The organism is Bradyrhizobium sp. BR13661 (assembly GCF_029892425.1).
In the GTDB taxonomy this organism is placed as follows: Bacteria; Pseudomonadota; Alphaproteobacteria; order Rhizobiales; family Xanthobacteraceae; genus Bradyrhizobium.
This window is the reverse complement of the sequence record NZ_JARXWB010000004.1, coordinates 134,037-153,550: the sequence shown is the minus strand read 5'-3', so window position 1 is coordinate 153,550 and position 19,514 is coordinate 134,037. Positions and strand designations below refer to the sequence as shown.

Annotated in this window: 17 protein-coding genes; 16 read left to right on the top strand and 1 reads right to left on the bottom strand. The window is 64.9% G+C overall.

Translation table 11 applies throughout. The annotated features are described in order from the left end of the window. Positions 1-18: 18 nt before the first annotated feature. From M2427_RS08385 to lpxB, 16 genes are all read left to right on the top strand, one after another. Positions 19-774: a carbonic anhydrase gene (locus M2427_RS08385; RefSeq protein ID WP_280705775.1), complete on the top strand. Its 756-nt coding sequence runs from the start codon at positions 19-21 to the stop codon at positions 772-774. A 160-nt stretch (positions 775-934) separates the two neighbouring features. Continuing rightward, a complete protein-coding gene (locus M2427_RS08380) occupies positions 935-3,343 on the top strand; it encodes a caspase domain-containing protein (protein ID WP_280705774.1) in 2,409 nt (802 codons plus the stop codon). Between the two features lie 209 nt (positions 3,344-3,552). Beyond that, the gene (locus M2427_RS08375; RefSeq protein ID WP_280705773.1) at positions 3,553-4,542 is read left to right on the top strand and encodes a 30S ribosomal protein S2; all 990 of its coding nucleotides are present in this window, start codon (positions 3,553-3,555) and stop codon (positions 4,540-4,542) included. Positions 4,543-4,677: 135 nt separating this feature from the next. Further along, the gene (gene tsf, locus M2427_RS08370) at positions 4,678-5,601 is read left to right on the top strand and encodes a translation elongation factor Ts (protein ID WP_280705772.1); all 924 of its coding nucleotides are present in this window, start codon (positions 4,678-4,680) and stop codon (positions 5,599-5,601) included. Positions 5,602-5,662: 61 nt separating this feature from the next. Continuing rightward, complete coding sequence (pyrH, locus tag M2427_RS08365) at positions 5,663-6,379, top strand: UMP kinase (RefSeq protein ID WP_280705770.1); 717 nt, start codon at positions 5,663-5,665, stop codon at positions 6,377-6,379. 76 nt (positions 6,380-6,455) lie between these two features. Then, a complete protein-coding gene (frr, locus tag M2427_RS08360; RefSeq protein WP_092229539.1) occupies positions 6,456-7,019 on the top strand; it encodes a ribosome recycling factor in 564 nt (187 codons plus the stop codon). Positions 7,020-7,117: 98 nt separating this feature from the next. Beyond that, a complete protein-coding gene (locus tag M2427_RS08355) occupies positions 7,118-7,876 on the top strand; it encodes an isoprenyl transferase (RefSeq protein WP_280705768.1) in 759 nt (252 codons plus the stop codon). After that, entirely contained in the window at positions 7,873-8,709 is an 837-nt protein-coding gene (locus M2427_RS08350; protein WP_280705767.1) for a phosphatidate cytidylyltransferase, read from the top strand. The genes M2427_RS08355 and M2427_RS08350 overlap by 4 nt, the downstream gene beginning before the upstream one ends. Positions 8,710-8,713: 4 nt before the next feature. Then, positions 8,714-9,937 carry a 1-deoxy-D-xylulose-5-phosphate reductoisomerase gene (gene dxr, locus M2427_RS08345; RefSeq protein WP_280705766.1) on the top strand — a complete coding sequence of 408 codons (1,224 nt, stop codon included), beginning with the start codon at positions 8,714-8,716 and terminating at the stop codon, positions 9,935-9,937. A 44-nt stretch (positions 9,938-9,981) separates the two neighbouring features. After that, positions 9,982-11,133, top strand: a complete 1,152-nt coding sequence (gene rseP / locus M2427_RS08340; protein ID WP_280705764.1) for an RIP metalloprotease RseP — start codon at positions 9,982-9,984, stop codon at positions 11,131-11,133. A 175-nt stretch (positions 11,134-11,308) separates the two neighbouring features. Next, positions 11,309-13,864: an outer membrane protein assembly factor BamA gene (bamA, locus tag M2427_RS08335; RefSeq protein ID WP_280705763.1), complete on the top strand. Its 2,556-nt coding sequence runs from the start codon at positions 11,309-11,311 to the stop codon at positions 13,862-13,864. A gap of 148 nt (positions 13,865-14,012) precedes the next feature. Next, on the top strand, positions 14,013-15,080 hold the full coding sequence (lpxD, locus tag M2427_RS08330) for a UDP-3-O-(3-hydroxymyristoyl)glucosamine N-acyltransferase (RefSeq protein ID WP_280705762.1): 1,068 nt from the start codon (positions 14,013-14,015) through the stop codon (positions 15,078-15,080). Further along, on the top strand, positions 15,077-15,538 hold the full coding sequence (fabZ, locus tag M2427_RS08325) for a 3-hydroxyacyl-ACP dehydratase FabZ (RefSeq protein WP_280705761.1): 462 nt from the start codon (positions 15,077-15,079) through the stop codon (positions 15,536-15,538). The genes lpxD and fabZ overlap by 4 nt, the downstream gene beginning before the upstream one ends. Before the next feature lie 186 nt (positions 15,539-15,724). Next, positions 15,725-16,516, top strand: coding sequence for an acyl-ACP--UDP-N-acetylglucosamine O-acyltransferase (gene lpxA, locus M2427_RS08320; protein ID WP_280705760.1), 792 nt, complete (start codon positions 15,725-15,727; stop codon positions 16,514-16,516). 19 nt (positions 16,517-16,535) lie between these two features. Continuing rightward, positions 16,536-17,393 carry a UDP-2,3-diacylglucosamine diphosphatase LpxI gene (gene lpxI, locus M2427_RS08315; RefSeq protein WP_280706032.1) on the top strand — a complete coding sequence of 286 codons (858 nt, stop codon included), beginning with the start codon at positions 16,536-16,538 and terminating at the stop codon, positions 17,391-17,393. Further along, positions 17,390-18,568 (top strand): lipid-A-disaccharide synthase, encoded by a 1,179-nt coding sequence (gene lpxB, locus M2427_RS08310; protein WP_280705759.1) that lies wholly within the window; start codon positions 17,390-17,392, stop codon positions 18,566-18,568. The genes lpxI and lpxB overlap by 4 nt, the downstream gene beginning before the upstream one ends. A 20-nt stretch (positions 18,569-18,588) precedes the next feature. Here the strand turns inward: lpxB and M2427_RS08305 are convergent, their stop codons facing one another. After that, the gene (locus M2427_RS08305; protein WP_280705758.1) at positions 18,589-19,362 is read right to left on the bottom strand and encodes a GntR family transcriptional regulator; all 774 of its coding nucleotides are present in this window, start codon (positions 19,360-19,362) and stop codon (positions 18,589-18,591) included. Between the last annotated feature and the right edge of the window lie 152 nt (positions 19,363-19,514).

Below are 19,514 nucleotides of genomic sequence, written 5' to 3'. Positions count from 1 at the left end.
GTTGGCGGGAGGGAAAGCATGTGCGAAAAATGCACTCGCGACACCAAGACCGGGAGCGGCCCTTCGCGGAGATCGTTCATCCACTTCACCGGCGTCGCCCTTGGTCTTGCTGCGAGTGGGGCGGCCTTCGCGAAGGAGCACAAGGCCCCACCAAAACCACAAAACGTGCTCTCGCCTGATGCTTCGCTGAAGCGTCTGATGGCTGGCAATGAGCGCTACGTCGAAGGCGTTACGCGGCGCCACGATTTCAGGCACGAGCGCGAGGCACTGGCGGGCGGGCAGAACCCGTTCGCAGCGGTGCTGAGCTGCGCCGACTCGCGCATCGCCCCGGAATACGCCTTCGACACCGGGCGCGGTGATCTGTTCGTCTGCCGCGTTGCCGGCAATTTTGCCGGCACCGAGGCCGTCGCCAGCATGGAATATGCGGTCGCCGTGCTCAACACGCCGCTGATCCTCGTGCTCGGCCATGATGCCTGCGGCGCGGTCGATGCAACGCTGAAGGCGCTCAAGGACGACAAGCCGCCGCCGGGACACATCCCCTCGCTGGTCGATGCGATCGCGCCGGCCGCCAAGGCTGCGATGAAAGGGGCTGCGATGCAGCAGGGCGGGGAGGTGCTCGACAAGGCGATCCGGCAGAACGTGATCGACAATGTCGCCAAGCTGAGATCGGCCGCGCCGATCCTCAATGCAGCGGTGGAGCAGGGCAAGCTCAGGGTGGTCGGCGGCATCTATCGGCTCACCACAGGAACCGTGGAACTGATCGCCCAAGGCTAGGGCTTTCGGACCAAAGCTTACGTCAAGCTGACGCTTGGAGCGGGGCGGGGCCGGGCGCCTTGCCTCCGCCTCAATCCGCGCCTTTCGTTCAACTGCCATTCAGCCAGCGGCGCGCCTTATGTGCGGCGGCACCTCAACAACAATAACGGGCAAGCAAGCCATGCGCGGGACACACAAGGCCTTCATCTGCTTCCTTCTACCGATCCTTTTCGTTGCAGGCGTGCTTGCTCCCGCGCGCGCCCAGCAGCAGGAGAAACGCATCGCGCTTGTGGTCGGCAACGGCGCCTATGCGAGGACGCCGCTGGCAACCACGGCCAATGATGCCGGCCTGATCGCGCAGACGCTGCAGGCGGCGGGCTTCGACGTGGTCGGCGCTCGCGATCTCGATGGCGACACGCTACGCAAGAGCTTCCGCGACTTCATCCAGAAGGCGCAGGCCTCGGGACCCGGCACCGTCGCGATGATCTATCTGTCCGGCTATGGCGTGCAGCTTGCCGGCGAGAACTATTTCATCCCCGTCGATTCCAATATCTCGCGCGACACCGACATTCCGACCGAGGCGTTGCGCATCAGCGACTATGCCCGCCAGCTCGCCTCCATCCCGCTCAAGGCCAACATCATTGTGCTCGACGCCGCGCGCGCGCAGCCCTTCATCGAGGGCGGCCAGCAGCCGATCGCGAGCGGGCTGGCGCTGGTCGAGCCGGATCCGAACATGCTGATCGCCTTCAACGCAGCACCCGGCACGGTGGCGCCCGAAGAGCCGGGGCCTTACGGCATCTATGCGCAATCGCTCGCCGAAATGATCCGCACCGGCGGGCTGACGTTGCCGGAGGTGTTCGACCGCGTCCGCTTGCGCGTCAACGAGGCCTCCAAGGGTGCGCAGGTGCCGTGGGACGAGCAGAAGGTCAGCGCGCCGTTCTCCTTCTTCGACCGCGCGCCCGACGCACCGCCGCCGGCGGCCGCACCCGACCAGGTCGCGGCGATCCGCAGCAAGCCGATCCGCGATCTCGGCGTGCAGGACGCCTATGCCGCCGCGCTCGAGCGCGACACGCTGCCGGCCTATGAGGAGTTTCTCGCGGCTTACCCCGGCGATCCCCTGGCCAAGCGCGTGATGGCGATCGTGGCCGCGCGCCGCGAGGCGATCACCTGGCGGCGCAGCTATCGCGCCGACACGCCGGATGCCTATTGGTCGTATCTGCGCCGCTATCCGCGCGGACCGCATGCGGGCGATGCTAGGCGAAGGCTTGCGATCCTGACCGCGCCGCTCGAGCCGCCGCCGACCTTCGCAATGATGGACTATGACGTGCCGCCGCCGCCACCGGCCGAGGTGGTCTATGTCGATCGTCCCGTCCTGTATTTCAGCGACCCGGATTTCGGCTTCGTGCCGCCACCGCCGCCGCCGGTCTATTTCTGCCCACCGCCGCCGCCGGATTTCATCGTGCTGGCGCCGCCGCTGCCGGTGGTTGGTCTGTTCGTGCTGCCTCAGCCGATGTTCGTGCCGATCCCGGTGTTCGTCCGGCCGCCGATCTATGTCGCGCCGCCGCCGAACAACATCATCTATCAGAACATCCACAACACCACGATCATCAACACCGTGATCAACCAGGCGCCGGCTCCGCCGCCCGCCGGGAATACCGCGGCCGCGGCGCTCGTCGCAGCGAATGGAGCCGGCCGCGCCGGCGCGCTGACACCGGTGCCCGGCGCCGTCAGGCAACAGGCGATGGCGATCCAGACCAATCCTGGCCAACAGCTGAAGCCGAGCCAGGCAGCGTTCGTCAGCAACCCGACCGCAAAGCCGGCCGCGATGATGGTGAAGCCGGTCAACGCCACGCCGAACGCCATCACGCCCACCACAGCGCCCGCGGCGGGCCACGCGCTTCCGGTTCCGGGCACGCAGAACACGCCGCCCGCACCGGCTGGTGCGGCAGGACCGCAGACCGCACCGAACCGGCTGGCGCCGACTGCAAATGCACCCGTCAACGGCCAGCCGCAGGTTCATCCCAATACAGCGGTTGCGCCTGCCAATACGACGACGGCTCCAGCCAACGCCGCACCGGCGGGCAAACCGCCCGTGGCGCAAACGCCGCCGGTGGGAGGTGCGGATCCGCGGGCGAAATCGCTGGCGCATGAGCCAGCAGTAACCCCGCCGACGACGACCCCGGCGGGCAAGCCGGCCGTGACCTCGACGAAGCCGACGACGACGCCTTCGACGCCGCCGGTCGCTGCGCGAGAGCCGATCAAGCCGCAGAATCTGCGGGCCACGCCACCGCCGGCGCAGGCTGCGAAGCCAGCGCCAACGCCGCCGCGTCCGCAGGCCGTCGCAAGGCCGGCACCTCCGCCCCCACCACGGGCGGCTGCCCCGCCACCACCGCGGGCGGCTGCACCGCCGCCACCGCGCCCGCCAGTTGCAGCCGCGCGGCCCGCACCGCCGCCACCGGTGGCCCGTCCAGCACCGCCACCGCCGCCCAGAGTGGCTGCAGCCCCACCGCCGCGTCCGCCCGCGCCGCCGCCACCGCGCCCGGCCCCTCCGGCCCCGAAGAAATGCCCGCCTAACCAGCCCAAGTGCTAGCGAGCAGGGCGGAAATCCCGGAAAGGGCCTTATCGAGGCGGTAAAAGCCCCGAAAGGCCCTTATTTCCTTGCTTCTGGCCGAAATGGCGCTATATAGCGCGCCATCTCACACGGAAGCATGGCTCACAAGGCCGTCCGGTGGCACCCGGGGCGACATCGCTCCGTTTTGCTCACACGCTTCCGGAGGAACCAACCGGAGAATTCAAACGATGGCACTACCCGATTTCACTATGCGTCAGTTGCTCGAAGCTGGCGTGCACTTTGGTCACCAGTCGCACCGCTGGAATCCGAAAATGGCTCCGTTCATTTTCGGCGCGCGCAACAACATCCACATCGTCGACCTCGCCCAGACCGTGCCGTTGCTGCACAACGCATTGCAGGCGGTCAGCGACACCGTCGCCAAGGGCGGCCGCATCCTGTTCGTCGGCACCAAGCGCCAGGCGCAGGACGGCGTCGCGGACGCAGCCAAGCGCTGCGCGCAGTATTTCGTCAATTCGCGCTGGCTCGGCGGCACGCTGACCAACTGGAAGACGATCTCGGCCTCGATCAAGCGCCTGCGTCACCTCGACGAAGTGCTGGCCGGCGGCGAAGCCAATTCCTACACCAAGAAGGAGCGCCTGACGCTCCAGCGCGAGCGCGACAAGCTCGACCGCTCGCTCGGTGGCATCAAGGACATGGGCGGTCTGCCCGACCTGATCTTCGTGATCGACACCAACAAGGAAGACATCGCGATCCAGGAAGCCCAGCGGCTCAACATCCCGGTCGCCGCGATCGTCGACACCAATTCCGACCCGAAGGGCATCACCTATGTGGTGCCGGGCAATGACGACGCCGGTCGCGCGATCTCGCTGTATTGCGACCTGATCGCGCGCGCTGCGATCGACGGCATCTCGCGTGCCCAGGGCGATTCGGGCATCGACATCGGCGCCTCGACCCGTCCGGTCGCCGAAGAGCTGCCCTCGACCGCCAGCTTCCAGGGCCTTGCCGGTCCGCGCGGCACCGCCGACGACCTCAAGAAGCTCCCGGGCGTGTCGGGCGCGATCGAGAAGAAATTCAACGACCTCGGCATCTTCCACTATTGGCAGCTCGCCGAGCTCGATCACGACACCGCGCACAAGATCGGCGAAGAAGTCGGTCTGCCGAGCCGCGCGGATGCCTGGGTGGCCAAGGCCAAGGCGCTGACCGCGGAAGCGGAATAGTCAAAACGGCGATGGGTTGGCCGGATAGACTCCGGCCACCATTTCATTCAGTTGACGCGAATTCCTGAGATGGACCGCGGCGGGGCAATTGGAGCCGCGCCGCGGCGAACCGGCAGGCAAGAAGGATTTTCCAAGATGGCAACGATCACAGCTGCGATGGTCAAGGATCTGCGCGAGTCCACCGGCGCAGGCATGATGGACTGCAAGGCCGCGCTGACCGAAAACGACGGCAACATGGAAGCGGCCCAGGACTGGCTGCGCAAGAAGGGCCTGTCGAAGGCCGCCAAGAAGTCGGGCCGCGTCGCGGCTGAGGGTCTGATCGGCGCGCTCACCAAGGGCAACAAGGGCGTCGTGGTCGAGGTCAACTCCGAGACCGACTTCGTCGCACGCAACGGTCAGTTCCAGGGGCTGGTCAAGATGATCGCCCAGGTCGCCTTCAACGCCGGCGCCGATGTCGAGAAGATCAAGGCCGCCAAGGTCGGCGACGTCACGATCGAGACTGCGATCAATGACGCGATCGCCACCATCGGCGAGAACATGACGCTGCGCCGCGCGGCCGCGCTGGAGGTGACGCAGGGCGTCGTGTCGCATTATGTCCACGGTGCAGTCGTCGACGGTGCCGGCAAGATGGGCGTTCTCGTCGCGCTCGAATCGCCCGGCAAGGCCGACGAGCTCGCGGCTCTCGGCCGCCAGATCGCGATGCATGTCGCTGCCACCAACCCGCTCGCGCTCGACCCGACCGGCCTCGATCCGGCCGTCGTGAAGCGCGAGAAGGACGTACTCGCCGACAAATATCGCCAGCAGGGCAAGCCGGAGAACGTGATCGAGAAGATCGTCGAGTCCGGCCTGAAGACCTACTACAAGGAAGTCTGCCTGCTCGAGCAGGCCTTCATCCACGACACCGGCAAGTCGGTGGCGCAGGCGGTGAAGGAAGCCGAAGGCAAGGTCGGCGGGGCCGTGAAGATCGCCGGCTTCGTGCGCTATGCTCTCGGTGAGGGCATCGAGAAGCAGGAATCGGACTTCGCGGCCGAAGTCGCTGCGGCCAGCGGCAAGAAGTAAGCGCCGGGACACCTCCTTCCGGCGTGCCGCCGGAAGCGGCGCCCGGACAAGGAAAGTGCGCATGACTGATCCGGTCTATCGTCGCGTCGTGATCAAGCTGTCCGGCGAATATCTCGCGGGACAGCAGGGCTTTGGCATCGATCAGCCGACCATCGACCGGGTTGCCGACGATCTGATCGCCGCCCGCAAGCTTGGGTGCGAGGTGGCGGTGGTGATCGGCGGCGGCAACATCTTCCGCGGCGTCGAAGTGTCCTCCCGCGGCGTGTCGCGCACAACAGGCGACACCATGGGAATGCTCGCCACCATGATGAACTGCCTCGCGCTCGAAGCCACGATCGAGCGCAAGGGCACGCCGGCGCGCACGCTGTCGGCGTTCGTCATGCCGGAGATTTCCGAGCTCTTCACCCGCACTGCGGCGCACAAATACCTCGCCGAGGGGCGAATCATCGTGCTCGGTGGTGGAACCGGCAATCCGTACTTCACTACGGACACGACGGCGGTGCTGCGCGCTGCCGAGATCGGCGCCGAGGCGGTCTTGAAGGCGACGAATGTCGACGGCGTCTACTCGGCCGATCCGAAGAAGGATCCGTCCGCGACCCGGTTCGACCGGTTGACGCATTCGCAGGCCATCGAGGGCGGCTACAAGGTGATGGATGCGACCGCCTTCGCACTTGCCCGCGAGACGTCGCTGCCTATCATCGTATTTTCGATCGCGGAGCCCGGTTCGATCGGCGCGATTCTACGCGGTGTCGGCCACGGGACTGTTGTCGCCGGCTGACGGCTCACCCGGCACGCCCCAAAGGAGGGGTGCGAGGGGGGCGGCGAAGTCGCCGGGATATTGAAGGAGAAACGTGATGGCCACGGGTAATTTCGACCTCAACGAAGTGAAGCGCCGCATGCAGGGCGCGGTCGCATCGCTCAAGCACGAGCTCGGCGGCTTGCGCACGGGCCGCGCGTCGGCCTCGATGCTCGATCCTGTCCAGGTCGAAGCTTACGGCAGCCACATGCCGCTGAACCAGCTCGCGACCGTCAGCGTGCCAGAACCGCGCCTGATCTCGGTGCAGGTTTGGGACAAGACCATGGTCAAGCCGGTCGAGAAGGCGATCGTCGATTCCAACCTCGGCCTGTCGCCGGCGACCGAAGGCCAGGTGCTGCGCCTGCGCATTCCCGAGCTCAACGAGGAGCGCCGCAAGGAACTGGTCAAGGTCGCGCATAAATACGCCGAAGCGGCCAAGGTCGCCGCGCGCCACGTCCGCCGCGACGGTCTCGACGTCTTGAAGAAGCTCGAGAAGAATCACGAGATGTCGGAGGACGATCAGAAGCGTCACGCCGACGAGGTGCAGAAGGCGACCGACGGCACCATCACCGAGATCGACCAGCTGCTGGCCGCCAAGGAAAAAGAAATCCTCACCGTCTAAAGCGCTGTTATCGTCGCGCTTTAGGTTATTGTTCGCGCATGATCTTTCCGGAAAACCGCTTCGCACTTTTCCGGATCATGCTTTGAGGCCGCTTTTCCATGTCCAACGCCGCCGCGCCAGCACCTGAAAGACCCGATCGGTCCGATGTGCCTGCGCATGTCGCCATCATCATGGATGGCAACGGGCGCTGGGCGGCCGCGCGCGGCCTGCCGCGTGCGGAGGGGCATCGCCGCGGCGTCGAGGCGTTGCGCCGCGTCGTGCGTGCCTCGCACGAGCTCGGCATCCGTTACCTCACCATCTTCTCCTTCTCGTCGGAAAACTGGTCGCGCCCGGCGAGCGAGATCGGCGATCTCTTCGGGCTCTTGCGCCGTTTCATCCGCAACGATCTCGCAAGCCTGCATCGCGACGGCGTTAAGGTCCGCATCATCGGCGAACGCGACGGACTGGAGGGCGACATCTGCGCGCTCCTCAACGAGGCCGAGGAATTGACGCGCGACAACACGCGCCTGACGCTCGTCGTCGCCTTCAACTACGGCTCGCGGCAGGAGATCGCCAAGGCGGCGCAAAAGCTCGCGCGCGAAGTCGCGGACGGCAAGCGCGATCCTGAGACGATCGACGCCGATGCGCTCGGCGCCCATCTCGATGCGCCCGACATTCCCGATCCCGATCTCATCATCCGCACCAGCGGTGAGCAGCGGCTGTCCAATTTCCTGATGTGGCAGGCTGCCTACAGCGAACTGGTGTTCGTGCCGCTGCACTGGCCCGATTTCGACAAGGCGGCGCTCGAAAGTGCGATCGCTGAATTCGCCAGGCGCGAGCGCCGTTTCGGCGGCCTGGTTGCGAAATCAGCCTCGTGAGCGAACCCGAAGCAGCGGGCGCAAAGCCTGCCCCGAGCAATTTCGTGATGCGCCTCCTCGCGGCGCTGGTGCTGGCGCCGCTCGCGATCGCGGTGGCCTATGCCGGCGGCTGGCTGTGGGCGCTGCTCGTCACCCTGGCGTCGATCGGTCTGTTCGCGGAATGGCTGATGGTGGTGGGCGCAGGCACGACCGCTCTGACCGGGGCAGGGACGCTCGTCATTGCCATGATGGGCTTGTGCGTTGCCGCCGGCGCGCTGAAGACCGCCATCATCGTCGGCTGTGTCGGCGGTGCTGGCGTGACGCTGATCGCACGCGGCAAGTTCATCTGGGCGGCGACGGGATTCGCCTACGCCTCCGCGGCGCTGCTCGCCTCGATCCTGGTGCGGAAGGATCTCGTGCACGGATTCGCGGCGCTGATGTTCGTGCTGCTCGTGGTGTGGGCGACCGATATCGGCGGCTATTTCGCCGGCCGCAGCATCGGCGGACCGAAGCTGTGGCCGCGCGTCAGCCCGAAAAAGACCTGGGCCGGTGCGGTCGGCGGGTTTGTCGCGAGCCTTGCGGTGGCGAGCGGGTTTGCGGCCTTCGGTATTGGGAAAGCCGTCCCGCTGCTCGCCGTCAGCGCCGTCCTGTCGGTGGTGTCGCAGGCGGGCGATCTGTTCGAATCCGCGGTGAAACGGCGCTTCGGCGTCAAGGATTCCAGTCACTTAATTCCCGGCCATGGCGGGCTGCTGGACCGCCTGGACGGCTTTGTTGCCGCCATCCTGGTGGCATGGATTATCGGCTTTCTCCGCCATGGTGTGCATAGCGCCGGAAGCGGTCTTATGGTTTGGTGAGGATATGAGCCCAGTCCCTTTGCGTAACAACAAGGCTGCGGCGTCTGCCGTCCGCAGCGTCACGGTCCTCGGCGCCACCGGCTCGATCGGCGACAGCACGATGGATCTGCTGCGTGCCTCACCCGATCGCTATCGCGTCGAGGCCCTCACGGCGAACAGCAATGTTCAAGCGCTGGCGAAACTCGCGAAGGAATTCTCCGCGCGCTTCGTCGCGATCGCGGACGCCTCTAGGCTCGCCGATCTGAAGGCCGCACTTGCGGGCACGAGCACGGAATGCGGTGCCGGCGAGAGCGCGGTGATCGAGGCGGGCGCGCGTCCGGCTGATTGGGTGATGGCGGCCGTGAGCGGTGCGGCCGGATTGAAGCCGGCTCTGGCCGCGGTCGATCGCGGCGCGCATGTCGCGCTCGCCAACAAGGAATGCCTCGTCTGTGCCGGTGATTTCTTCATGCAGCGCGCGGCGAAAGCGGGCGCCTGTATCCTGCCGGCCGATTCCGAACACAACGCGCTGTTTCAGGCGCTGGCCTCGGGCAATCGCGACGAGCTGGTGCGCGTCATCATCACGGCATCGGGCGGTCCGTTCCGGACCTGGAAGCCTGCCGACATCGAACAGGCGACGCTCGAGCAGGCCCTGAAACATCCGAACTGGAGCATGGGCCAGAAGATCACGATCGATTCCGCCTCGATGATGAACAAGGGTCTCGAGGTGATCGAGGCGTCCTATCTGTTCGCCCTGGCGCCCGATGAGATCGACGTGCTGGTGCATCCGCAGTCGATCATCCACGGCATGGTCGAGTTCTCCGACCGCTCGGTGATGGCCCAGCTCGGTTCGCCCGACATGCGCACGCCGATCGCCCATTGCCTCGGCTGGCCCGACCGGATCAAGGGGCCGGCGGCGAAGCTCGATCTGGCCAAGATCGGTCAGCTGACCTTTGAGGCCCCCGATTTCGAGCGGTTCCCCGGGCTTCGCCTGGCCTTCGATTCGCTCCGGACCGGGAAGGGAGCGACCACCGTCTACAACGCCGCCAACGAGGTCGCGGTCGCAGCCTTCATCGCCGGCAAGATCCGGTTTGGCGCCATTGCCCGGCTGGTCGAGGCGACCCTGGACGACTGGATCCGGGGCGGCAACCAGGGTCCCATGACGTCAGCGGATGATGCAATAAATGTTGACCATGTTGCGCGAAATAAAGCTGCCGCCCTATTGCCTCAAATTGCCTTAAAGGCATCCTAGGTAGTTCGGGGCCAGGGCCTTGCGGCGCTGGATGAGGGAATTCGATGATCGACTTTTTTACCCATAGTTTCAACACGTTGAGCCATGGGCTCCTCGGTTATGCGGTTCCTTTCCTGTTCGTCCTGACGATCGTCGTGTTCTTCCACGAGCTCGGCCATTTCCTGGTCGCGCGCTGGGCCGGCGTTCGTGTGTTAACGTTCTCGCTCGGTTTCGGGCCCGAACTGGTCGGCTTCAACGACCGCCACGGCACCCGCTGGAAGATCTCGGCGATCCCGCTCGGCGGCTACGTCAAGTTCTTCGGCGACGAGAGCGAGGCATCGACCCCCTCGGCCGCTACGCTCGAGGCCATGACGGCCGAGGAGCGCGCCGGCAGCTTCCACCACAAGAAGGTCGGTCCGCGCGCGGCCATCGTCGCGGCCGGACCGATTGCCAATTTCATCCTCGGCGCCCTGATTTTCGCAGGCATGGCCCTGTACTACGGCAAGCCGAGCACGATCGCCCGCGTGGACGGCGTCGTCGCCGACGGCGCCGCGGCCGCTGCCGGCTTCAAGATCGGCGACGTCGTCGTGCAAATCGACGGCAAGCCGATCGAGAGCTTTGCCGACATGCAGCGGATTGTGGCGACGAGTGCAGGTTCGGCGCTGGTGTTCCAGGTGAAGCGGGATGGGGGGCTGGTGTCCTTGACGGCAACGCCTGCGCTGCTCGAGCGCAAGGATCCGTTCGGCAACAGCCACAAGGTCGGTGTGCTCGGCGTCGAGCATAAGTCCCAGGCTGGTGAGGCCTCGACCTCGCCGGTCGGTGTCGGCGAGGCACTCAAGATCGGGGTTGAACAGGTCTGGTTCATCATCACCAGCACCTTCAAGTTCCTGGGTTCGCTGTTCATCGGGCAGGGCAATCCGAACGAGGTCAGCGGCGTGCTCGGCATCGCCAAGATGTCAGGGCAGGCGGCCAGCGCCGGGTTCCAGTTCGTGATCAATCTGTGCGCCGTGCTGTCGGTCTCGATCGGGCTGCTGAACCTGTTCCCGATCCCGCTGCTCGATGGTGGTCACCTTCTGTTCTACACGGCGGAGGTTGTGCGGGGCCGTCCGCTCTCGGAGCGGACTCAGGAGATGGGATTCCGAATCGGCCTCGGTCTGGTGCTGATGCTGATGGTGTTTGCCACCTATAACGACATCCTGCGGATGGCAGCTTCCTGATCCCGGCTTTTTTGTGGCGTTGCTGTTCAGCAACGTCTTGGAATGAAATTGAAATTACCGCGTCAGCTGCCGTTTGCGATGTCGGGGAAATTGGCTACAAGCGGCTAGAACTTGGGGAATCTCCCAGACCAGCTTTGGGGTTGGGTCTGGTAAGTTGATAAGGGCGCGTTGCGCAATGAAGTTTGGACTGCGACTCCGGGGGGGCTTGCTCGCAACCCTGATCATGTTCGGCGCGCCGGTGGTTGCCCCGGTTGGGGCTGTTTTCGTGCCTTCGTCTGCGTTCGCTCAGACGGTGCAGTCGATTTCCGTTGAAGGAAATCGCCGCGTCGAGGTGGAGACGATCCGCTCCTATTTCAAGCCTGGCCCCGGCGGTCGCCTCGATCAGGGTGCCATTGATGACGGCCTCAAGGCGCTGATCGAGACCGGCCTGTTCCAGGACGTGAAGATCAACCGCGGCGCCGGCGGCCAGCTGATCGTCTCGGTTGTGGAAAACCCGGTGATCGGGCGCGTCGCGTTCGAGGGCAACAAGAAGGTCAAGGACGAGCAGCTCACTGCTGAAGTGCAGTCCAAGTCCCGCGGCACCTTCTCCCGCGCCATGGTGCAGTCGGACACGCTGCGAATCGCCGAAATCTATCGCCGCTCCGGTCGCTATGATGTGACCGTCGTGCCTGAGATCATCGAGCAGCCGAACAACCGCGTCGATCTGATCTTCACGGTCAACGAAGGTGCCAAGACCGGCGTTCAGTCGATCGATTTCGTCGGCAACAATGCGTTCTCGGGCTATCGCCTGCGTGACGTCATCAAGACGCGCGAAACCAATCTGCTGAGCTTCCTCGGCAGCGCCAACGTTTACGACCCCGACCGCGTCGAGGCCGACCGCGATCTGATTCGCCGCTTCTACCTGAAGAACGGTTTCGCCGACGTGCAGGTCGTGGCTGCGCTCACCGAGTATGATCCTGGCAAGAAGGGCTTCAACGTCACCTTCAAGATCGAGGAAGGCCAGCAGTACCGCGTCGGCGCCGTCGAGTTCCGCACCAGCATCCCGAACTTCGATGCGACGTCCTTGCGCTCCTATTCGCGCGTCAATGTCGGTTCGCTCTACAATGTCGAATCGGTCGAGAAGTCGGTCGAGGACATGCAGATCGAGGCCTCGCGCCGCGGCTATGCGTTCGCGGTGGTGCGTCCGGGCGGCGACCGCAATTTCGATGCGCACACCGTCTCGGTCGTGTTCAACGTCGACGAAGGTCCGCGCACCTATATCGAGCGCATCAATATCCGCGGCAACACCCGCACCCGTGACTACGTGATCCGTCGCGAGTTCGATATCTCCGAGGGCGATGCCTACAACCGCGCGCTGGTCGATCGCGCCGAGCGCCGCCTGAAGAACCTCGACTACTTCAAGACCGTGAAGATCACGACGGAGCCGGGTTCGTCCAGCGACCGCGTGGTCCTGATCGTCGAACTCGAAGAGAAGTCGACCGGCGACTTCTCGGTCTCGGGCGGTTACTCCACGACCGACGGTGCGCTCGCCGAAGTCTCGGTGTCGGAACGTAACCTGCTCGGCCGCGGCCTGTTCGCCAAGGCGTCGGTCACCTATGGCCAGTATGCGCGCGGCTATTCGCTCTCGTTCGTCGAGCCGTATCTGCTCGACTATCGCGTCGCGCTGGGCCTCGACTTCTATCAGCGCACCCAGCTGTCCAACAACTACATCTCCTATGGCACCAAGACGCTGGGCTTCGCGCCGCGCCTCGGCTTCCAGCTGCGTGAGGATCTGTCGCTGCAGCTGCGCTACTCGGTCTACCGGCAGGAAATCACGCTGCCGTCCTATCTGGCGAACTGTAACAACTTCCTCGGTCCGAACTTCAATCCGAGCCCTGCTTATGCCAACACGCCGAAAGGCACAGCGGATATTATCGCGAGTGGATATAATTTCGCAGGCACCAACTACCTCGGCTGCTACAGCGACGGCGAAGCCTCGCTGCCGGTCCGCAAGGAGCTGGCGAACGGCAAAACGGTGACCTCGGCGCTCGGCTACACGCTGACCTACAACACGCTCGACAACAACAAGAACCCGACCGACGGTCTGCTCATCGACTTCCGGCAGGACTTCGCCGGCGTCGGCGGCGACGTCTCCTACCTGAAGACCGTCGCGGACGCGAAGTACTACCAGTCGCTGGTGTCCGACCTCGTTGGGCTCGTCCATCTCCAGGGCGGTGTCCTGAACAAGGTCGACAAGGATCTTCGCATGCTGGATCACTTCCAGATGGGTCCGAACCTGGTTCGCGGCTTCGCTCCGAACGGCATTGGTCCGCGCGACCTCAATCCTTACGGCTCGCAGGATGCGCTTGGCGGCACCAAGTACTGGGGCGCTTCGCTGGAGTTGCAGATGCCGTTCTGGTTCCTTCCGAAGGAAGTTGGCCTGAAGGGCGCTGTTTACGCCGACGCCGGCGGTCTCTTCGACTATCAGGGCCCGACGACGTGGTCGCTGACCAACGAAATGACCACGACCAAGAACTCGAACTGTACGCCGTCGACCGTCAACCCGTCCTCGACTGGAACTTGTACCGGCCTGGTGTATGACAATGCCAATGTGGTCCGCTCGTCGGTCGGTGTCGGACTGATTTGGGCCTCGCCGTTCGGTCCGCTGCGCTTTGACTACGCAGTGCCGCTCACCAAGGGCAAGAGTGACCGCGTGCAGGAATTCCGGTTCGGCGGCGGCACGTCGTTCTAATTCGATCAGCTGGGCATGACCCGGCCCCCTGGGAATTCCTTGAGAGTTTCCTTGGGGCCGGTCGCCAAAAAGATCGTGTACAATCCATGAGATAGGGCATGATGCGGCATGACCGCTTCATGACGAAGCCGGACCGCGACGGGGTGGAATGGCGCAGCCGACCTTCTTCACGAAACCGCCGGCCTCAACGCTGGCCGACATTGCCGCGCTCACCAAGGCGCAACTGGTCGACCCCAACAGGGGCGGCCATGTGATCACGGGCCTTGCTTCGCTCGACGAAGCCGGCCCGATGCATCTGGCATTCTTCGACAACCTCAAATATGCCGGCGAGCTCAAGGCCACCAGGGCGGGCGCATGCCTGGTGAGCCCGCGCTTCGAGGGCCAGGTGCCGGCGCATGTGGCGGTGCTGCGGGCGACGCAGCCCTTCCGCGCCTTCGTCAGGATTGCCCGGGAATGGCATGGCGACGCGCTGCGGCCGCAATCCTCGGTCGGCAATGATGGCATCGCGCCGTCGGCCATCATCGACCCCTCGGCCCGGCTCGAGGACGGCGTCATCGTCGATCCGCTCGCGGTGATTGGGCCGAATGCCGAGATCGGCAGCGGCACGGTCGTCGGCGTCGGTGCGGTGATCGGCCCGAGCGTCAAGATCGGCCGGGACTGCAATGTCGGCGCCCGTACGGTGATCCAGTGTGCGCTGATCGGGAACAATGTCCTGATCCATCCGGGCTGCTCGATCGGCCAGGACGGCTACGGCTTCATCTTTTTCGGCCCCGAAGGCCATCTGAAGGTGCCACAGACGGGCCGGGTGCTGATCCAGAACGACGTCGAGGTCGGCGCCGGAACCACGATCGATCGTGGATCTCTGCGTGACACCGTGATCGGGGAGGGCACCAAAATCGACAATCAGGTCCAGATCGGTCACAATGTGACGATTGGACGACACTGTTTGCTGGCGGCCCAGATCGGGCTCGCGGGCAGCCTGACCATCGGCGACAACGTGGCGTTGGGAGCGAAGGTTGGCATCAACAATCACCTCAAGATCGGCGATGGAGCCCAGGTAACCGCCATGAGCGCGGTCAAGGACGACATCCCGCCGGGGGGACGTTGGGGCGGGCATTTCGCCAAGCCGACCAAACAATGGTTCAAGGAGATCATCGCGGTGGAGCGTCTGGTACGCGACAGCAAGACCGATCCGAAGGATGAGGGACGGGAATGACGGAGGAAGCACAGATCAAGTTTGCGCTGGTGGATATCAACGGGATCCTTCAGCTGCTGCCGCATCGTTTTCCGATGCTGCTGATCGACCGGGTGATCAACATCCGCACCGACTACAGTGGTGTCGGCATCAAGAACGTCACCTTCAACGAGCCGGCCTTCCAGGGGCATTTCCCCGAACGTCCGGTCTATCCGGGCGTCATGATGATCGAGGCGATGGCGCAGACGGCGGGCGTGATCGGCATCAAGTCGGTCGAGGGGACCGAGAAGCCGCGGGCGGTGTATTTTCTGACCATCGACAAGTGCAAATTCCGCAAGCCCGTGCTGCCCGGCGACACCATCGAGTATCACATGCGCTCGCTGGGGCGCCGCAAGACGATGTGGTGGTTTCACGGTGACGCCAAGGTCGACGGCCAAGTCGTCGCCGAAGCCGATGTCGGCGCCATGCTGGTCGACTGAGGCGGCGGGGCCGTCCGTTCACGTGTTGGGTGAGGTCGTTGATGCCCAGAGCGGCTCGTTCGGCCGGCTTCTGAAACACGCCGAGATCATACGTCACTGGACAGATCGGGCGCAGACGCGCTAACCACCGGAAAGCCGAGCAAGTTCAACACATAGCCAGACCTTGTTGATAAGTAAGATCGCTTGATGAGTAAGATCGACCCCACCGCCCGGGTGGAAGACGGCGCCGTAATCGGCGAGGGCACCGAGATCGGGCCTTTTTGTATCATCGGTCGCAACGCCCGGATCGGGGCCAATTGCAAGCTGATCGGACAGGTCACGGTCATCGGCCACACCTCGGTCGGCGACGCCTGCGTGATCTCGCCGTTCGCAGTGCTCGGCGGCGCGCCGCAGGATCTCAGCTACAAGGGCGAGCCGACCACGCTCGAGATCGGTTCGGGAAACATCATCCGCGAGGGCGCGACGATGAACGTCGGCACCGTCAAGGGCGGCGGGAAGACGCGCGTCGGCAACGACGGCTACTTCATGAACAACAGCCATGTCGGCCATGATTGCATCGTCGGCAACAACGCGATCTTCGCGACTTCGGCGACGCTGGGCGGCCATTGCGAGATCGGGGACGCCGTCTATATCGGCGGGCTGTCCGCGGTGCACCAGTTCACCCGCATCGGCTCCTATGTGATGGTTGGCGGCCTCTCGGGCGTGCGCGACGACATCATTCCATATGGGCTCGCCAACGGGCAATACGCGGTGCTGGAGAGCCTCAATTTGATCGGCATGAAGCGGCGCAAGTTCACGAAGCAGCGGCTTGCGACCGTGCGTGCGTTCTACCAGAAGCTGTTCCACGGCTCCGGCACCTTCGCCGAGCGGCTGGAGGCGGTGCGGTCGCTCGCAAGCGAAGATCCCGCGATCGCCGAAATTCTGGGCTTTATCGGCAAGGGCAAGCGCCCGCTCTGTCTTCCGACCATCGAGAAGTGATGCCGGGATGGCCGCGGACCTGACATCGGCGGCATCAGGAATTTCATCGCCGGTCGGCGTGGTCGCCGGCGGTGGTGCCATGCCGTTCGCGGTCGCCGAGTCGCTCGCCGCGCGCGGCATCACGCCGGTACTGTTTCCGCTGCGGGGAGCGTGCGATCCGGAGCAGGTCGAGCAATTCCGTCACCGCTGGATCTCGGTCGGACAGCTCGGCCGCGCCATGCGGCTGTTCCGCGAAGAAGGCTGTCGCGACCTGATCTTCATCGGCACGCTGGTGCGGCCGTCGCTCACGGAGATCCGGTTCGATTTCACAACGTTGCGGCTGCTGGGTAACGTCATCCGCGCCTTCCGCGGCGGCGACGATCATCTGTTGTCGGGTGTCGGGCGCATTCTCGAGGAAGGCGGCTTTCGCATGGTCGGCATCAAGGACGTCGCGCCCGACCTGCTGATGCCCGAGGGCTGCATCACCCGTGCCTGGCCGGCTGATAACGCCAAAGGCGATATCGAGCGCGGGCGTGCGGTGCTGACCGCGCTCGGGCCGTTCGACATCGGCCAGGCCGCCGTGGTGATCGACGGCCATGTGGTGGCGGTCGAGGACATCGAGGGCACCGATGCGCTGCTGGCGCGCGTGGCGCGGTTGCGCGAGGAGGGCCGCATCCGCGCGGCCACGGGGCGCGGCGTGCTGGTGAAGGCGCCGAAGAGCGGCCAGGATCTGCGCTTCGACCTGCCGACGATCGGTGCGCGCACAATCGAGGGTGTCGCCAAGGCGGGTCTTGCCGGTGTCGCCGTCATCGCCGGCAACACCATCGCTGCGGAGCCGCAGGCGATGATTACGCTTGCCGACGCCAAATATCTCTTTGTTGTCGGCTTGCCCGCGTGATGCAGTCGCGCGATCCCATCAGGAAGATTTTTCTGATCGCGACGGAGGAATCCGGCGACCGGCTCGGCTCGGCACTGATGAAAGTGTTGCGCCAGCGCCTCGGCGACGGCGTGCAGTTCGAGGGCGTCGGGGGCCGCACGATGGCGCGCGAAGGGCTCGAGACACTGTTTCCGATCGAGGAACTGTCGATCGTCGGCCTTGCCGCGGTGGTGCAGCAGCTGCCGAAAATCCTGCGCCTGATCCGCAAGACCGCGGATACTGCGACGGAGGCTGCGCCCGATGTGCTCGTCATCATCGACAGTCCCGATTTCACCCATCGCGTTGCGCGCCGTGTTCGCGCGAAGACTCCGGCGATCCCTATCATCGACTACGTCTCGCCCTCGGTCTGGGCCTGGCGGCCGGGCCGGGCGCGCGCGATGCTCGGCTATGTCGACCACGTGCTCGGTCTGCTGCCGTTCGAGCCGGAGGAATATCGCAAGCTCGGCGGGCCGCCTTGCAGCTATGTCGGCCATCCCCTGATCGAGCAATTGCCGTCGCTGCGGCCCGATGCGGACGAGCAAAAGCGCCGCTCTGGCGAGCCGCCGGTGCTGCTGGTACTGCCGGGCAGCCGTCGCAGCGAGATCCGGCATCATCTCGACGTGTTCGGTGCGGCGCTCGGCCGTTTGCAGGGGCAGGGCGTCGCATTCGAATTGATGCTGCCGACCATGCCGCATCTCGAAGCCACCGTTCGTGCCGGCATCGCAAGCTGGCCGGTCAAGCCGCAGATCGTGGTCGGCGAAACCGAGAAGCGCGCCGCATTCAGGATCGCGCGCGCGGCGCTGGCAAAATCAGGCACGGTGACGCTGGAGCTGGCACTGTCGGGCATTCCGATGGTGACGGCCTATCGCGTCGGCGCGATAGAGGCCTTCATCCTGCGCCGCGCGATCCAGGTGCCTTCGGTCATCCTCGCCAATCTCGTGATTGGCAGGGAGGTGATTCCCGAATTCTTGCAGGAAGACTGCACGCCGGAGAAGCTCGCGAGCGCCCTGTCCGAGGTGCTGACGGATTCACCGATGCGCACGCGACAGGTCGAAGCCTTTGCGCAGCTCGACACCATCATGTCGACCGGCAATAAATCGCCGAGCGTGCTCGCCGCCGACATCGTGCTTGCGACGATGCGGAAGGGGCGACGCTAGACTAGGCCTCTCGCTCTTGGCTACTTCTTCGTGCGTCCGCCGGCGGCGCGGCGGGGCTTCGACTTTGCCGTCGCATCAATCGGTCGCGCGGGCATCGTGTCCAGCGACGGACTTTCTTCGGGAATATGAAGGGTCGCCAGAAAATCGGCGCCGGCGCGCATGACATGCTCTGCGGCAAGCGTGGCCGCGGCGCGCTCGTCGCCGGCGATGATGGCGCGCAAGATGCCGGCATGCTCGTCCCAGGTTCGCGCCTGGCGCTCCGGATCGGTTGGCGCGAACAACATCGCGGTTCTCTCGCGGAGCCGTTTGAGCAGATCGGAGAGCACGCGATTGCGGCCGGCCGCGGCAAGCTCGTTGTGGAATTGCTGATTGAGATCCGACAAGAGCTCAAAGCGCTTGGCCGCAACCGCTTCCGTGCCCTTGTTCAGAACGGCTGCAATGCGCGCCAGAATATCCTGATCGCGGCGACGCGCGGCCAGCCGTGCGTTCTGTCCTTCCAAGAGCGCGCGAACCTCGATCGTCTCCCGCGCTTCCTCGTCGGTCATGGCAAGCACCGAGGCGCCGCGCCGCGCGGTGACTTCGACCAGGCCCTCGGTCGTCAGCACCCGGATTGCTTCCCGCACCGGATTCCGGGAGACGCCGAGCTCCTCCGCAAGACGCCCTTCGACCAGCCGCTCACCGGGCTTGAGGCGCCGGCTCAAGATGGCCTGGCGCAGCTCCTCGATGACCTTGTCGTGGAGGGAGAGGTAGTCGTCGCCGAGGCGTCGTTTCGAATTTCCCAGCCTGCCAGCCATGAGATGACCTTCTCAACCGCACCGGTTTGATATTTCGAACCGCGCGGAGAGATTCGATCCGCCACCGACCGAGCGCGGACTGACCGGCGGGACGGCACAAACGTACTTAGACTGCCCATTGTACAGCGGCAAGCCGTCGTCGCCGGGAAGAC

Bases quoted from the DNA above. Each gene is read 5' to 3' on its own strand.
- dxr (WP_280705766.1), top strand. From the start codon at position 8,714: ATGAGCCCAGTCCCTTTGCGTAACAACAAGGCTGCGGCGTCTGCCGTC.
- bamA (WP_280705763.1), top strand. From the start codon at position 11,309: ATGAAGTTTGGACTGCGACTCCGGGGGGGCTTGCTCGCAACCCTGATC.
- tsf (WP_280705772.1), top strand. From the start codon at position 4,678: ATGGCAACGATCACAGCTGCGATGGTCAAGGATCTGCGCGAGTCCACC.
- pyrH (WP_280705770.1), top strand. From the start codon at position 5,663: ATGACTGATCCGGTCTATCGTCGCGTCGTGATCAAGCTGTCCGGCGAA.
- M2427_RS08375 (WP_280705773.1), top strand. From the start codon at position 3,553: ATGGCACTACCCGATTTCACTATGCGTCAGTTGCTCGAAGCTGGCGTG.
- frr (WP_092229539.1), top strand. From the start codon at position 6,456: ATGGCCACGGGTAATTTCGACCTCAACGAAGTGAAGCGCCGCATGCAG.
- M2427_RS08385 (WP_280705775.1), top strand. From the start codon at position 19: ATGTGCGAAAAATGCACTCGCGACACCAAGACCGGGAGCGGCCCTTCG.
- M2427_RS08355 (WP_280705768.1), top strand. From the start codon at position 7,118: ATGTCCAACGCCGCCGCGCCAGCACCTGAAAGACCCGATCGGTCCGAT.
- fabZ (WP_280705761.1), top strand. From the start codon at position 15,077: ATGACGGAGGAAGCACAGATCAAGTTTGCGCTGGTGGATATCAACGGG.
- M2427_RS08380 (WP_280705774.1), top strand. From the start codon at position 935: ATGCGCGGGACACACAAGGCCTTCATCTGCTTCCTTCTACCGATCCTT.
- lpxD (WP_280705762.1), top strand. From the start codon at position 14,013: ATGGCGCAGCCGACCTTCTTCACGAAACCGCCGGCCTCAACGCTGGCC.
- M2427_RS08305 (WP_280705758.1), bottom strand. From the start codon at position 19,362: ATGGCTGGCAGGCTGGGAAATTCGAAACGACGCCTCGGCGACGACTAC.
- rseP (WP_280705764.1), top strand. From the start codon at position 9,982: ATGATCGACTTTTTTACCCATAGTTTCAACACGTTGAGCCATGGGCTC.
- lpxA (WP_280705760.1), top strand. From the start codon at position 15,725: ATGAGTAAGATCGACCCCACCGCCCGGGTGGAAGACGGCGCCGTAATC.